Below are 14,971 nucleotides of genomic sequence, written 5' to 3'. Positions count from 1 at the left end.
CAATTCCCAGGCTGCCAGCCATGGTGTGCCGTGTGGCGGGCTGCGCGATATCGATAACGGATGGTGATGCCCCCATGGATTTCAAAGACTATTACAAGATTCTCGGTGTCGAGCCGACGGCTGACGACAAGGAGATCAAGTCGGCTTATCGCAAGCTGGCGCGTAAATATCACCCGGACGTCAGCAAGGAAAAGGATGCCGAATCCAAGTTCAAGGATGCGTCCGAGGCCTATGAAGCCCTGAAAAGTGCCGACAAACGCGCCGAATACGATGAACTGCGCAAATACGGCCAGCATGGCCAGCCGTTCCAGGGGCCGCCGGGCTGGCAGAGCCGTGGCGGCTTTGGTGGCGGCCAGGACGCGGGCGACTTCTCGGACTTTTTCAGTTCGATCTTCGGCTCGCGCGGCGATGCGTTTGGTGGCGGCCAGCGCCGACCCACAGGGCGTAAAGGCCAGGACGTGGAGATGCAGCTGTCGGTGTTCCTGGAAGAGACGCTGTCCACCGAGTCCAAGCAGGTCACCTTCCAGGTGCCGCAATATGACGCTTCGGGCCGGCACGTCAGCAACACCACCAAGAGCCTGAACGTGAAGATCCCTGCCGGCGTGGCCGACGGTGAGCGCATCCGCCTCAAAGGCCAGGGCGCGCCGGGGATTGGCGGCGGGGCCAATGGCGACCTGTACTTGATCATCAAGTTTGCGCCGCACCCCAAGTTTGAAGTGGAAGGCGAAAACCTGGTGATCACCTTGCCCCTGGCTCCATGGGAGTTGGCGTTGGGGGCGGAAGTGACCGTGCCGACCCTCACCGGCAAGATCAACCTCAAGGTGCCGGCCGGCAGCCAGAACGGCCAGCGCATGCGCGCCAGGGGTCATGGCTTGCTGAACAAGGCCGGCGAACGTGGCTTCCTGTACGTGCAGCTAAAGGCCGTGATGCCCAAGCAGGCTGACAACGAGACCATCGCGCTGTGGCAGGCGCTGGCCAAGCAAGCCAACTTCAACCCACGCGAGAACTTCTGAATCACTGTGGTGAGGGAGCAAGTTCCCTCACCACAGCAGGTCGAGTCAGAACAAGAAGTAACGCTGCGCCATCGGCAGTACGTCAGCCGGTTCACACCACAGCAACACCCCATCGGCCTTGACCTGATACGTCTGCGGGTCCACTTCGATGTCCGGCAGGTAATCGTTGTGGATCAGGTCGGTTTTCTGCACCTCGCGACACCCCTTGACCACCGCAATCTGCTTTTTCAAACCCAAGGCTTCCGGTAACCCGGCTTCCAATGCTGCCTGGCTGATAAAGGTCAGGCTGGTGGCGTGCAGTGAGCTGCCGAAACTGGCGAACATCGGGCGGTAGTGCACCGGCTGCGGGGTCGGGATTGACGCATTGGCGTCGCCCATCAGGCTCGACGCAATCGCGCCACCCTTGAGGATCAGCGTCGGCTTGATGCCGAAAAACGCCGGGCGCCACAGCACCAGGTCAGCCCATTTACCCACCTCGATGGAACCGACGATATGGCTGATGCCATGGGTGATCGCCGGGTTGATCGTGTACTTGGCGATGTACCTTTTGGCGCGGAAGTTGTCGTTGCCGGGGCCATCGCCGGGCAAGGCGCCGCGCTGTTTTTTCATCTTGTCGGCGGTCTGCCAGGTGCGCGTGATCACTTCGCCGACGCGGCCCATGGCCTGGCTGTCGGAGCTGATCATCGAGAACGCGCCGAGGTCGTGCAGGATGTCTTCGGCGGCGATGGTCTCGCGGCGGATGCGGCTTTCGGCGAAGGCCACGTCTTCGGCAATGCTCGGGTCCAGGTGATGGCAGACCATCAACATGTCGAGGTGTTCGTCGATGGTGTTACGGGTGAATGGCCGCGTCGGGTTGGTGGAGCTGGGCAGCACGTTGGGGAAACCGCAGGCCTTGATGATGTCTGGCGCATGCCCGCCACCGGCACCTTCGGTGTGGTAGGTGTGAATGGTGCGGCCTTTGAGCGCGGCGAGGGTGGTTTCGACGAAGCCGGACTCGTTGAGTGTGTCGCTGTGGATCGCTACCTGAACGTCATATTGGTCAGCGACGCTCAGGCAGTTGTCGATGCTGGCAGGCGTGGTGCCCCAGTCTTCGTGCAGCTTCAAACCGATAGCGCCGGCCTTGACCTGCTCGATCAACGGCTCCGGCAGGCTCGCGTTGCCCTTGCCGGTAAAGCCGATGTTCATCGGGAACGAATCGCTGGCTTGCAGCATGCGCGCCAGGTGCCACGGGCCCGACGTGCAGGTGGTGGCGTTGGTGCCGGTGGCCGGCCCCGTGCCGCCGCCGATCATGGTGGTGACGCCGCTGGTCAGCGCTTCTTCGATCTGTTGCGGGCAAATGAAGTGCACATGGCTGTCGATGCCGCCCGCAGTAAGGATCATGCCTTCACCGGCGATCACTTCGGTGCTGGCGCCGATGGCCATGGTCACGCCGGGCTGGATGTCCGGGTTGCCGGCTTTGCCAATCGCGTGGATGCGGCCATTCTTCAAGCCGACGTCGGCCTTGACGATGCCCCAGTGGTCGATGATCAGTGCGTTGGTGATCAGCGTGTCGACCACTTCATGGGCGAGCAATTGGCTCTGGCCCTGGCCGTCACGGATCACCTTGCCACCGCCGAATTTGACCTCTTCGCCGTAGACGGTGAAGTCCTGCTCGACTTCGACGAACAGCTCGGTGTCGGCCAGGCGCACCTTGTCGCCGACGGTGGGGCCGTACATGTCGGCGTAGGCTTGGCGGCTGATTTTCATGTGTGGTTGCCCTGGAAAAATTATGTTGAATGTGACACCGCTATCGGGGGCAAGCCCCCTCCCACACTTGAATGCGTTCACAAATCAAAGGTGGGAGGGGCGGTGCGACGATTCGACTTGCCCCCGATGAGGCCCTAAAGGTCGCCCATGATCCGCCCGGCAAACCCAAATACCCGCCGCCCGCCGCTCAAATCCACCAGCTCCACCTCACGGCTTTGCCCCGGCTCAAAGCGCACCGCAGTCCCCGCCGGAATATTCAGGCGCATGCCTCGGCTCAACGCACGGTCAAACGTCAGCGCGTCATTGGTCTCGAAAAAATGATAATGCGAGCCCACCTGGATCGGCCGGTCGCCGCTGTTGGCCACGCTCAGGGTGACGGTGCGGCGGTCGACGTTGAGTTCGATCTCGCCGGGCTGGATCTGATATTCACCAGGAATCATGCAGGTTGCCCCAGGGTCTTGAAGTAGATGGCGGTCGGGCTGTAGCGCCCGTCCGGGCTTTGGCAGTAATCGGGCAGTTCACCGATCTTGGTGTAGCGCAACGCCTGGTAGAAGGCTTCGGCCCCGGAGCCGGCTTCGGTGTCCAGGTACAGCAGGCCACGCTTGTGCTGGCGTGCGGCAAGTTCCAGGGTTTGCATCAGTTGCTGGCCCAGGCCATGGCGCCGCGCGCGGCTGTGCACCAGCAGTTTTTGCACCTCGGCGCGGTTCAGGCCGTTGGCTTTCTGGCATAGCGCCAACTGCACGCTGGCCTGCACCTGTTCGTCGCGCACCACCACCCACAGCAACAGGCTGGCGTCTTCGATGCTCGCCTGAACGCCGTGCAGATATTCGCGGGCCTGGGCCTCATCGAAGTCGGCCATGAAGCCCACCGACGCGCCGTGCTTGACCGCATCCAGCAACAGCTCAATCAGGCCCTCGCGGTAATGGGCAAAACTTTCTGCATTGACTCGACGCAGTTGCGCAGCGCTCATCGATCTCACTCCTTGGGCGGCTCGGCGCCCGGGTTCAAGGCCAGTTGCATAAAGGTCAGGTCGAGCCAACGCCCGAACTTGATACCCACCTGCGGCATCTGCCCGGTGGTGACGAACCCCAGGCGTTCATGCAGACGGATCGAGGCCTGGTTGCCGCTTTCGATGGCGGCGACCATCACGTACTTGCCGCCGCTGCGCGCACGTTCGATCAAGGCTTCCATCAGGCGCGGGCCAAGGCCTTTGCCGCGCTGGTCGTTACGCACATACACCGAGTGCTCGACGCTGTAGCGAAAGCCTTCGAACGGTCGCCAGTCGCCGAACGAGGCGTAGCCGGTGACTTCATCATGCTCGACCGACACCAGGATCGGGTACGCCTGGGCCTGGCGTGCGTTAAACCACGCCAAGCGGTTGGCCAGGTCGACCGGTTGTTCGTTCCAGATCGCCGTGGTGTTGCGCACCGCGTCGTTGTAGATAGCGCGGATCGCTGGCAGGTCGCTTTCAATCGCATCACGAATCATGGCCGCGCCTCACGCGATGGGTTGGTGGACGGTGACCAGCTTGGTGCCGTCGGGGAAGGTGGCTTCCACCTGGATATCCGGAATCATCTCCGGGATGCCTTCCATCACCTGTTCACGGCTGAGCAGTGTGGTGCCGAAGTGCATCAGGTCGGCCACGGTGCGGCCATCGCGGGCGCCTTCCATCAGCGCCGCCGAGATGTAGGCGATGGTTTCCGGGTAATTGAGCTTCACCCCGCGCGCCAGGCGGCGTTCGGCAACCAAGCCTGCGGTGAAGATCAGCAGTTTGTCTTTTTCCCGTGGGGTCAGGTCCATGGTTCAAGGTCCTTCAAACAACATTCATAAAAAACACTGGAGATCCCTGTGGGAGGGGGCTTGCCCCCGATAGGGGAGTGTCAGGCAAGACATCTGTCACTGACCCACTGCCATCGGGGGCAAGCCCCCTTCCACATTTTGATCTTCATGTGCTCCAGATTCGCGGTGAAACGGCTTCGCGGCCCAGCATCGCCGGGCGCAACAGCCGCCATAAATCAATCAACCAACCCCGCGCCAACAGCGCCTCGCTGGCCAGGCAGCGAGCGACCAGCAAGCCGGGCAGTTGGGTCAGGTCGCCGCGCACGGCATGTGGCAGGGCGCGGCAGGTTTCGAGTAATTCGGGGGCGATCTCGCCCGTCACCAACAACGTGGCAAACACCGGTTGCCCATCGAGACCGATAGGTGAGTCGAGCAACCCATCGGCGCCGACAATGCGCTGGCGTTCGTGCCAGAGCAACTGGCCGTCGCGGCGGATATCCAGGTGCGATTGAAAGTGCCCAAGGTCAAAACGCTCGCCACTGGCCGGGCGGCCCAGGGCGACCACGTCCCAGTAGAACAGCCGCGCATCGCCGTGCAGGTCGATGCGCGTAGTGAGTTCGGCCTGGGCGGCACTGAATACGATGGTCTCCTGGGGCAGCCATTCCAGCGTCGCGCCGGCTTCGACCGTCAGTTCGAGTTGCTGGAACGCCGGGCCGCTGGCGCGGTACCACTTGGCCGCGCCGGGGCTGGTCAATTGGGCCCAGGCCCCTTCGGCGACATGGGCGCTGATGTCCAGGCGATCCCCACCGGCAATCCCGCCGGGCGGGTGCACGATGATGTGCTGGCACACCTCGGGGCCTTCGGCGTACAGGTGCTTTTGCACCCGCAGCGGGCCGAGGTGGCGGCGCATCACCGGGCGCGTGGTGTCGCCGAAACGCGCGTAGCCGAGTTCCAGCTCGGCGTGCCAGCTGGGGGTGAACAGGGCAGGGGTAACGGGCAGGTTCATGTCTTTATGCTTATCGTTAGGACGCTACAGATTAGATGGTTACGAGACCACGTACACCCTCGCTTTCCATATTTTCTCCACGGCCCTGCTGCACGATTTCACCACGGGACATCACCAGGTATTGGTCGGCCAATTCAGCGGCGAAGTCGTAGAACTGCTCCACCAACAGAATCGCCATATCGCCCTGGGCGGCGAGCTTTTTGATCACCGCGCCGATCTCCTTGATCACCGAGGGTTGGATGCCTTCGGTGGGCTCATCCAGGATCAACAGGCGCGGGCGGCTGGCCAGGGCTCTGCCGATCGCAAGCTGTTGCTGCTGGCCGCCGGACAAGTCACCGCCGCGTCGATGTTTCATTTGCAGCAACACCGGGAACAGTTCGTAGATAAACGCCGGCACTTGCTTGGCCTCGGAACCGGGGAAGCGGGAAAGCCCCATCAACAGGTTTTCTTCCACCGTCAGCCGCCCGAAAATTTCGCGGCCCTGAGGCACGTAGGCGATACCGGCGTGCACGCGCTGATGGGGTTTAAAGCCGGTGATGGCCTTGCCTTCCCAGTTCACCGCGCCTTCCTTGGCCGGCAGCAAGCCCATCAGGCACTTGAGCAGGGTGGTCTTGCCCACGCCGTTACGCCCGAGCAGGCAGGTGACTTCGCCGATCTTCACGTCAAACGAAAGCCCGCGCAGGATGTGGCTACCGCCGTAGTACTGGTGCAGTTTGTCGACTTGCAGCATGTTCACACTCTCCTCAAATCCTGCGGGTGCCTGGCTCTTGTTTCGTAGCCCTTCCACACCTATTCAGCGACCGAGATAAACCTCGATCACCCGCTCGTTTTCCTGCACCTGTTCCAGCGACCCTTCGGCCAGCACACTGCCCTGGTGCAACACGGTCACGTGGTCGGCAATCGAGCCGACAAAACCCATGTCGTGTTCCACCACCATCAGCGAATGTTTGCCTGCCAGGCGCTTGAACAGTTCGGCGGTGAATTCGGTTTCGGCGTCGGTCATGCCCGCCACCGGTTCATCCAGCAGCAACAGTTGCGGGTCTTGCATCAGCAGCATGCCGATTTCCAGGAACTGCTTCTGGCCGTGGGACAGCAACCCGGCCGGGCGATGCACCGAGGCGGTGAGGCGGATGGTGTCGAGCACTTCATCAATCCGGTCTTTCTGCTCGCCGCTCAAGCGGGCACGCAGGCTGGCCCATACGGACTTGTCAGTCTTCTGCGCCAGTTCCAGGTTTTCGAAAACGCTGAGGGCTTCGAACACCGTGGGCTTCTGGAACTTGCGGCCGATGCCGGCCTGGGCGATCTGCACTTCGCTCATGCTGGTCAGGTCCAGGGTTTCGCCGAACCAGGCGTTGCCGTGGCTGGGTCGGGTCTTGCCGGTGATCACGTCCATCAGCGTGGTCTTGCCTGCGCCGTTGGGGCCGATGATGCAGCGCAGTTCGCCAACGCCGATGTAGAGATTGAGGTCGTTGAGTGCCTTGAAGCCGTCGAAGCTGACGCTGATGTCTTCGAGGGTCAGGATGGTGCCGTGGCGGGTGTTCAGGCCCTTGCCCGCAGCCTGGCCAATGCCGATGGCATCGCGGCCACTGCCGGCATCAAAAATAGGTTCGAGCATGACGTTCCTCATTTCTTCAGCAGGCCGATAACGCCCTTGGGCAAATACAGGGTGACGATGATGAACAGCGCCCCGAGGAAGAACAGCCAGTATTCCGGGAAAGCCACGGTGAACCAGCTCTTCATGCCATTGACCACGCCCGCGCCGAGCAACGGGCCGATCAAGGTGCCGCGCCCGCCCAAGGCGACCCACACAGCGGCTTCGATGGAGTTGGTCGGCGACATTTCACTCGGGTTGATGATGCCCACTTGCGGCACGTACAACGCACCGGCCAAGCCGCACAACACCGCGCTCAACACCCACACGAACAGCTTGAAGCCGCGTGGGTCGTAGCCGCAGAACATCAGGCGGTTCTCGGCATCGCGCAGGGCCGTCAGCACCCGGCCGAACTTGCTCAGCGCCAGGCGCCAGCCGATGTACAGGCTGGCGACCAACAGCAGCACCGTGGCCAGGAACAACACCGCCCGCGTGCCCGGCTCGGTAATGCCGAAACCGAGGATGCTGCGGAAATTGGTAAAGCCGTTGTTGCCGCCGAACCCGGTCTCGTTGCGAAAGAACAGCAGCATCCCGGCGAACGTCAGTGCCTGGGTCATGATCGAGAAATACACGCCCTTGATCCGCGAACGGAAGGCAAAGAAACCGAACACCAACGCCAGCAAACCCGGCGCCAGCACCACCAGGCACAAGGCCCAGAGGAAGTGGTCGGTGCCGGCCCAGTACCAGGGCAATTCGGTCCACGACAAAAAGGTCATGAACGCCGGCAGGTCGTCGCCGGACGCCTGGCGCATCAGGTACATGCCCATCGCATAACCGCCGAGGGCGAAGAACAAACCGTGACCGAGGGACAGCATCCCGGCGTAACCCCACACCAGATCCAGGGCCAAGGCGACGATGGCGTAGCAGAGGATCTTGCCCACCAGCGTCAGGGTGTACGCCGACACATGCAGCGGGTTTTCCGGCGAGAGCAGAGAGCACAATGGCAAGGCCAGCAGCAGGATCAGGATGATCACACCGGTGGCAATCGTCGCCTTGGGGCCGGCCTTTTGTGCGGCTGTAAGCATCAATGGCTGGTTCATCAGTCGATCACCCGTCCTTTCAGTGCGAAGAGTCCTTGCGGGCGTTTCTGGATAAACAGAATGATCAGCGCGAGGATCAGGATCTTGCCGAGCACGGCGCCGATCTGCGGTTCCAGAATCTTGTTGGCGATGCCCAGGCCGAAGGCCGCCGTGACGCTGCCGGCCAACTGGCCGACGCCGCCCAACACCACCACCAGGAACGAATCGATGATGTAGCTCTGGCCCAGGTCCGGGCCGACGTTGCCGATCTGGCTCAGCGCCACGCCGCCCAGGCCGGCGATGCCGGAGCCGAGGCCAAAGGCGAGCATGTCCACGCGCCCGGTGGGCACGCCGCAGCAGGCCGCCATGTTGCGGTTCTGGGTGACGGCGCGCACGTTGAGGCCCAGGCGCGTCTTGTTCAGCAGCAACCAGGTGAGCACCACCACGAACAAGGCGAAGGCGATAATCACGATGCGGTTGTACGGCAGCACCAGGTTGGGCAGTACCTGGATACCGCCGGACAACCATTCAGGGTTGGCCACTTCGACGTTCTGCGCGCCGAACACCAGGCGCACGGCCTGGATCAGCATCAGGCTGATGCCCCAGGTGGCGAGCAGGGTTTCCAATGGCCGGCCGTAGAGGTGACGAATCACCGTGCGCTCCAGCGCCATGCCGATGGCGGCGGTGACGAAAAACGCCACCGGCAGCGCGATCAGCGGGTAGAACTCGATGGCTTGCGGCACGTAGCGCTGCATCAGCAACTGCACCACATAGGTGGAATAGGCGCCGAGCATCAGCATCTCGCCGTGGGCCATGTTGATCACGCCGAGCAGGCCGAAGGTGATCGCCAGGCCCAGCGCGGCCAGCAGCAGGATCGAACCGAGGGACATGCCGCTGAAGGCCTGGCCGAGGATCTCGCCCACCATCAGTTTGCGTTTGACCTGGGCCAGGCTGGTTTCGGCGGCGGTGTGCACGGCGGCATCGGTTTCGACGCCGGGCGCGAGCAGCGCTTCAAGGCGGGTGCGGGCGAGCGGGTCGCCGGTGCTGCCGAGCAAACGCACAGCGGCCAGGCGCACCACCGGGTCGGGGTCGACCAGTTGCAGGTTGGCCAGGGCCAGGCTCAGGGCGGTGTGCACACCTTCATCGGTTTCGGCGGCGACGCGCTGGTCGAGAAACTTGAGCTGCGCAGGTTGCGCGCTTTTTTGCAGGGTAACCGCTGCGGCCAGACGCACCTTGGGGTCGGCGGCGAGCAGTTGTTGGCTGGCTTGCACGTTGTCGATCAAGCCGCGCAGGCGGTTGTTCAGGCGCACGGTCCTGGTCTCGCCGTTGAGCGTGAGCTGGCCTTGTTGCAGGCCGTCCACCAGCTCGATGCGTGCTGGGTCAGGCGTTGCGGCCCAGTCCTGGAGCAGCTTGGCTTGTTGGGTCGGGTTGGCGGCGAGGAAGTCTTCGGCGTCGCTGGCATGTGCGGCGAAAGGCAGCAACAGCAGCAAGGCCAGGAAATAGCGATGGAGGGCAGTGGGCATAAACAAATGTCCTAGTCATGCGCGGTCAAAACTGTGGGAGGGGGCTTGCCCCCGATAGCAGTGGTTCAGTGATAAAAGCATTGCCTGATACACCGCCATCGGGGGCAAGCCCCCTCCCACATTTGGCCTGTGGTGGGGCTTTAGTTGCTCTTCACCGCGTAATCCGGTTTTTTGTCATTGCCAGGAATGTACGGGCTCCACGGCTGCGCGCGGATCGGCTCCTGGGTCTGCCACACCACCGAGAACTGCCCATCGGCCTGGATCTCGCCGATCATCACCGGCTTGTGCAGGTGGTGGTTGGTCTTGTCCATGGTCAAGGTAAAGCCCGACGGCGCGGCGAAGGTCTGGCCGGCCAGGGCTTCACGCACTTTGTCGACGTCGGTGGACTTGGCTTTCTCGGCCGCTTGGGCCCACATGTGGATGCCCACGTAGGTGGCTTCCATCGGGTCGTTGGTCACGGCTTTGTCCGCGCCCGGCAGGTTGTGTTTCTTGGCGTAGGCTTTCCAGTCGGCGACGAACTTCTGGTTGACCGGGTTCTCCACCGACTGGAAGTAGTTCCAGGCGGCCAGGTTGCCCACCAGCGGCTTGGTGTCGATGCCGCGCAGTTCTTCTTCACCCACGGAGAACGCCACCACCGGCACGTCGGTGGCCTTCAAACCCTGGTTGGCCAGTTCTTTGTAGAACGGCACGTTGGAGTCGCCGTTCACGGTGGAGATCACCGCCGTCTTGCCACCGGCAGAGAATTTTTTGATGTTGGCGACGATGGTCTGGTAGTCCGCATGGCCGAACGGGGTGTAGACCTCTTCGATGTCTTTATCTGCCACGCCTTTGGAATGCAGGAACGAACGCAGGATTTTGTTGGTGGTGCGCGGATACACGTAGTCGGTGCCGAGCAGGAAGAAGCGCTTGGCGCTGCCACCTTCTTCGCTCATCAGATATTCCACCGCCGGGATCGCCTGCTGGTTCGGCGCCGCACCGGTGTAGAACACGTTCGGCGACATCTCTTCGCCTTCGTACTGCACCGGGTAGAACAGCAGGCCGTTGAGTTCTTCGAACACCGGCAATACCGATTTGCGCGACACCGAGGTCCAGCAGCCAAACACCACGGCGACCTTGTCCTGGGTCAGCAACTGCCGACCTTTTTCGGCGAACAACGGCCAGTTGGAGGCGGGGTCCACGACCACCGGTTCAAGCATCTTGCCGTTCACCCCGCCCTTGGCGTTGATCTCGTCGATGGTCATCAGCGCCATGTCTTTGAGCGACGTTTCGGAGATGGCCATGGTGCCGGACAGCGAATGCAGGATGCCGACCTTGATGGTCTCGGCGGCCTGGAGGGTCCATGTCATGCCCATCGCGGCAATGGATGCCGACAAAGTGAAAGCCTTGATCAAGCTGCGACGCTTCATTGTGCAATCTCCAGAACTCAACATTGTTATGGGCGTAGGTTGGGGAACTGAAGGGGGCACTGCAAAGGCTGTGCCTGCTATTACGAACGGGCCGGCTGCGCGGGTTGTAGGAGGCTTCTGCGAGCACGGACGCACCAAGTAGGCGCTTGTTTTCCGGGAGGGTGCACAGCGCGCGCTGTAAGGGTGCGTGGCCCGGTGACTCATGAGGCGGTTGGTGGCCATCCGGTTGCTCGGTTGAACCGCGCCAGTACCAGCCGATCCAGCAGCCACACCAGCACCAGCGAAGCCCCCACCAGCGGGAAGACCAGCGCCAGGCCGAGCATGATGACCACGCCGGTTTTCCACTTCGGCAGGTCATGGCGCAACGGCGGAACGCCCAGGCCGCCCTGGGGCTTGCGCTTCCACCAGATCACCACGCCACTGATGGCGCTGAGCAGAATCATCAGGCAGATCACCAGCACGACCAGTTGGTTGACCCAGCCGAACATCTTGCCCTCGTGCAGCATCACCCCGGTCTCGGTGGCCCGCGCCACGTTGCTGTAGTGCTCCCAGCGCACATCGGCGAGGACCTTGCCGGTGTACTGGTCCACGTGCAGGGTGGCGTCGTTGCGTGGGTCGTTGGCGAATACGGCGACGGTGAACACGCCTTCGGCGGTGGTGGGGAAGGTGATGCTGTAGCCGGGCTCGACTTTGCGTGCAGTGGCCAGATCCACCACCTGTTGCAGGCGTACCGTGGGCGCGGCGGGAGCGGCGTGCATGGCGCCGTGGTTCATGTGTTCGGCGTGGTCGCCGGACATCGGCATCGGTGTGTTTTCCATGGCCCAGGGCACGGTCTGTTGCGTCGCGGTGTTGAGCACGCGTGCCTGCTGATCGGACTGCGGCACTGTGTTCCACATCGCCGCCGGGAAGGTGTTCCACAGGTCGGCGTATTGCTTGCCCCAGAAGCCGGTCCAGGTCATGCCGCTGAGCAGCATCACCAGTAAAAACGCCGCGCCCCAGAAGCCGGCTACCGTGTGCAGATCGCGCCAGAACAACCGGCCGCGGCTGTTAAAGCGTGGCCATAACACCCCGGCCGACGACTTGCCGCGCGGCCACCACAGGTACAGGCCCGACACCACCAGCACCACGCCCCAACCGGCGGCGAGTTCGATCAGGCGATCGCCGACGGTGCCGATCATCAGCTCGCCGTGCAGGGCGCGGGCGATGGCTTGCAGGTTGTTTTTTGCATCCTGTTCACCGAGTACGGTGCCGCGATAGGGGTCGACGAAGACGGTGACTTCGCGCCCGCCGTCGTGCATCACGAATTGCGCGCTGCTGGTGGTGTCGGCCGGCGGCAGGTACTTGGTGATCTTGCCCTGAGGAAAGGCCGCCTGGGCACGTTGCAACTGCTCGTCGGCGCTCAGTGCGTGCTCGGCGCTTTGCACTTTGAGCAGGTCGCCGTACATCAGCGGGTCGAGTTGGGGTTTGAACAGGTAGATGATGCCGGTCAGGGCCAGCAGCACCATGAAAGGGGCGACGAACAGGCCGGCGTAGAAATGCCAGCGCCAGGCCAGGTTGTAGAAGGAAACGTTTTGAGTGGTCATCAGGGATGCTCCGCAAAGCTTAAATTTTTGTCGTTGGTCAGGCCGCCATCGGGGGCAAGCCCCCTCCCACATGTGGAATGCATTCCAACTGTGGGAGGGGGCTTGCCCCCGATGCTTTTAGAAGCTCATGTCGACTTTGGTCCAGAGGGTGCGCCCCGGCTCCTTGATGGCCTGCGGGTCGCTGGCCGGGTAGCCAAAGCCGGCGTTGCCCGCCAGGTTCAAATGCTCGGCGTAGGCCTTGCCGAACAGGTTGTCGACGCCGGTGCTGACCTTGAAGTTTTTGTTGATGCGATACGCGCCATTCAACGAGAACACGCCAAAGCCACCGCTCTTGTCGTAGTCCTTGCCGACCACGTTGCCCTTGTTCTGATCGATACGGTTTTGTGCGGCGACCATCCGCCACAGCGCGCCGGCGCTCCAGTCGTCTGCGCTGTAGGTCAGGCCGAAACGTGCATCCAGCGGCGGCATTTGCGGCAGGGCCTTGCCGTCGCTGCTGTTCTTGCCCCAGGCGTAGGCGAGGGTGGCGTCCGTCTTCCAGTTTGGCGTCAGCTTGTACGCCGCGCCGAGTTCACCGCCCATGATGCGAGCGTCGACGTTGCGGGCCTGCGAGGTAGTGCCCATCATGCCTGGCCGGTAGTCGAACAGGATGAAGTCACGCACCTGGCCGATGTAGCCCGAGGCCCAGGCTTCAAGGTTGTCGGCTTTGTATTGCGCGCCGAAATCGAGTTGGGTGGTCTTCTCCGGTTTCACGCCGTCGAAGGCATTCACCGAACCGACCGCGCCGGTATTGGGGGAGAACAACTCCCAGTAATCCGGGAAGCGCTGCGTGTGGCCCAAGCCTGCGTAGAGGGTGGTGGGGCTGTTGGCCAGGTCGTGTTCGTAGCGCATGAAGCCCGACGGCAACGTGTCGGCGCGGGTTTCATTGGCGGTGGCGCTGGTCTGGCGAAAGTCCTTGGCCGAGGCGCGGTCCAGGCGTGCGCCGGTGATCAGGCGATCACGCTCGGCGGCGTACCAGGTGAGTTCGCCGAACACGCCGTAGTTGTGGAAGTTGGCGTCCTTGACCTTGGGCAAATCCTTGTAGGTGTCGATGCCCATGCTGCTGCGTTGGCGGTGTTCGTTGGTCTGCGCATCCAGGCCGCTGATCAACTGCACATCGGCCCAGCGCCAGGTGGCTTTGATGCGCGCGCCGAGGGTACGACGGTCGACGTTGGAGGCCATCGGCCCGGCCATCATCCCGGTCCCCGACGGCGTGCGCAGGCTATAGTTGTCCATCACGTGGTCGGCGTAGTTGTAGTAGACCTGGGCCTCGACCTTATCCAGCACCTCGCCAATATTCGATTTCTCGAAGCGCAGCCCGAGGCTTTCGCGCAGGAACTGCGAACCGTCCATGCCACGCCCGGCGTAACGCGCTTCGCCATCGCCACGGCCGGCGGTGAGTTCCAGCAGGGTGTCGGCATCCGGGGTGAAGCCAACGGCCACGTCGCCATTCCATTTGTCGTAGCGCGAGGCGACGGTGTCGTTGTTGCCGTCTTTGTAGTCGTCGGCGTGGGCCTGGTTGCCGATTACCCGTACATAGCCCAGCGGCCCGCCAGCGGCGGCATCGATGACCTTGTCGAAGCGCCCGTTGGAGCCAGCCAGCACGCTCGCGTTGAGCCGTGTGCCCAACTCACCGAAGTGTTCGGGCTCGCGATCAAACAGGATCGTACCGGCCGAGGCACCTGGGCCCCAGAGCACGGTTTGCGGGCCTTTGATCACGGTAAGCGTGTCGTAGGTCTCCGGGGAAATATACGACGTGGGCGCATCCATGCGGCCGGGGCAGGCGCCGAGCATCATGCTGCCGTTGGTGAGGATATTCAGGCGCGAGCCGAACATGCCGCGCAGTACCGGGTCGCCATTGGTGCCGCCGTTGCGCACCAGGGCGAAGCCGGGGATGGTCTTGAGGTAGTCGCCGCCGTCGCTGGCGGGCACCGGTTGGCGCGGCTCTTTGGGGTTGGTGACCACGGTCAGCGGCGAGCTGGGCGCGATGGCGGTGATCACCGTGGGCGTCAGCTCATGCTCGTCGTGCTCATCGGCCTGAGCGTGGGGGGCGAGCAGGGCGCCGCATAGGGCAGCGAGCACAGAAGTACTTCCCAAACGGGAGTCAGCAGTAAACCTGGACATGACAAATTCCATCAATCAATCGTAAACAACACGGCCAGCAGCCTGCGGCTGTCTGTCTAAAGTCGGCCGGGGTGAAGTAACGGTG

14 protein-coding genes are annotated in these 14,971 nt (G+C 62.7%); 1 reads left to right on the top strand and 13 read right to left on the bottom strand.

Going from position 1 to position 14,971, the window contains the following annotated elements; all coding sequences use genetic code 11:
• The first annotated feature begins 74 nt into the window (after positions 1-74).
• Positions 75-1,013, top strand: coding sequence for a DnaJ C-terminal domain-containing protein (locus tag AOA60_RS06075; RefSeq protein WP_099583634.1), 939 nt, complete (start codon positions 75-77; stop codon positions 1,011-1,013).
• A gap of 45 nt (positions 1,014-1,058) precedes the next feature.
• Here the strand turns inward: AOA60_RS06075 and ureC are convergent, their stop codons facing one another.
• The 13 genes from ureC to AOA60_RS06010 all read right to left on the bottom strand — a co-directional run bounded on the left by ureC (position 1,059) and on the right by AOA60_RS06010 (position 14,886).
• Positions 1,059-2,759: an urease subunit alpha gene (gene ureC / locus AOA60_RS06070; RefSeq protein ID WP_099583633.1), complete on the bottom strand. Its 1,701-nt coding sequence runs from the start codon at positions 2,757-2,759 to the stop codon at positions 1,059-1,061.
• Positions 2,760-2,893: 134 nt separating this feature from the next.
• A complete protein-coding gene (locus AOA60_RS06065; RefSeq protein ID WP_099583632.1) occupies positions 2,894-3,199 on the bottom strand; it encodes an urease subunit beta in 306 nt (101 codons plus the stop codon).
• Entirely contained in the window at positions 3,196-3,729 is a 534-nt protein-coding gene (locus tag AOA60_RS06060) for an N-acetyltransferase (RefSeq protein WP_099583631.1), read from the bottom strand. The genes AOA60_RS06065 and AOA60_RS06060 overlap by 4 nt, the downstream gene beginning before the upstream one ends.
• Positions 3,730-3,734: 5 nt before the next feature.
• A complete protein-coding gene (locus AOA60_RS06055) occupies positions 3,735-4,247 on the bottom strand; it encodes a GNAT family N-acetyltransferase (RefSeq protein WP_099583630.1) in 513 nt (170 codons plus the stop codon).
• A 9-nt stretch (positions 4,248-4,256) separates the two neighbouring features.
• Positions 4,257-4,559, bottom strand: coding sequence for an urease subunit gamma (locus tag AOA60_RS06050; protein WP_010213535.1), 303 nt, complete (start codon positions 4,557-4,559; stop codon positions 4,257-4,259).
• Between the two features lie 145 nt (positions 4,560-4,704).
• Positions 4,705-5,544 carry an urease accessory protein UreD gene (locus tag AOA60_RS06045; RefSeq protein WP_099583629.1) on the bottom strand — a complete coding sequence of 280 codons (840 nt, stop codon included), beginning with the start codon at positions 5,542-5,544 and terminating at the stop codon, positions 4,705-4,707.
• 31 nt (positions 5,545-5,575) lie between these two features.
• On the bottom strand, positions 5,576-6,274 hold the full coding sequence (gene urtE / locus AOA60_RS06040) for an urea ABC transporter ATP-binding subunit UrtE (protein WP_099583628.1): 699 nt from the start codon (positions 6,272-6,274) through the stop codon (positions 5,576-5,578).
• A 63-nt stretch (positions 6,275-6,337) separates the two neighbouring features.
• The gene (gene urtD / locus AOA60_RS06035; protein WP_099583627.1) at positions 6,338-7,171 is read right to left on the bottom strand and encodes an urea ABC transporter ATP-binding protein UrtD; all 834 of its coding nucleotides are present in this window, start codon (positions 7,169-7,171) and stop codon (positions 6,338-6,340) included.
• Positions 7,168-8,235, bottom strand: coding sequence for an urea ABC transporter permease subunit UrtC (gene urtC, locus AOA60_RS06030; protein WP_099583626.1), 1,068 nt, complete (start codon positions 8,233-8,235; stop codon positions 7,168-7,170). Before urtC ends, urtD begins: the two co-directional genes overlap by 4 nt.
• Complete coding sequence (gene urtB, locus AOA60_RS06025) at positions 8,235-9,737, bottom strand: urea ABC transporter permease subunit UrtB (RefSeq protein WP_099583625.1); 1,503 nt, start codon at positions 9,735-9,737, stop codon at positions 8,235-8,237. Before urtB ends, urtC begins: the two co-directional genes overlap by 1 nt.
• A 140-nt stretch (positions 9,738-9,877) precedes the next feature.
• The gene (gene urtA / locus AOA60_RS06020; RefSeq protein ID WP_099583624.1) at positions 9,878-11,143 is read right to left on the bottom strand and encodes an urea ABC transporter substrate-binding protein; all 1,266 of its coding nucleotides are present in this window, start codon (positions 11,141-11,143) and stop codon (positions 9,878-9,880) included.
• Positions 11,144-11,343: 200 nt separating this feature from the next.
• On the bottom strand, positions 11,344-12,726 hold the full coding sequence (locus AOA60_RS06015; RefSeq protein WP_099583623.1) for a PepSY domain-containing protein: 1,383 nt from the start codon (positions 12,724-12,726) through the stop codon (positions 11,344-11,346).
• Between the two features lie 117 nt (positions 12,727-12,843).
• A complete protein-coding gene (locus tag AOA60_RS06010; RefSeq protein ID WP_099583622.1) occupies positions 12,844-14,886 on the bottom strand; it encodes a TonB-dependent copper receptor in 2,043 nt (680 codons plus the stop codon).
• Positions 14,887-14,971 lie beyond the last annotated feature (85 nt).

Origin of the sequence: Pseudomonas sp. 2822-17 (assembly GCF_002742485.1) — a bacterium.
GTDB classification, from domain to species: domain Bacteria; phylum Pseudomonadota; class Gammaproteobacteria; order Pseudomonadales; family Pseudomonadaceae; genus Aquipseudomonas; species Aquipseudomonas cyclaminis.
Note: the sequence above shows the minus strand (reverse complement) of the source record. Positions and strands in the feature narration are given on the sequence as shown.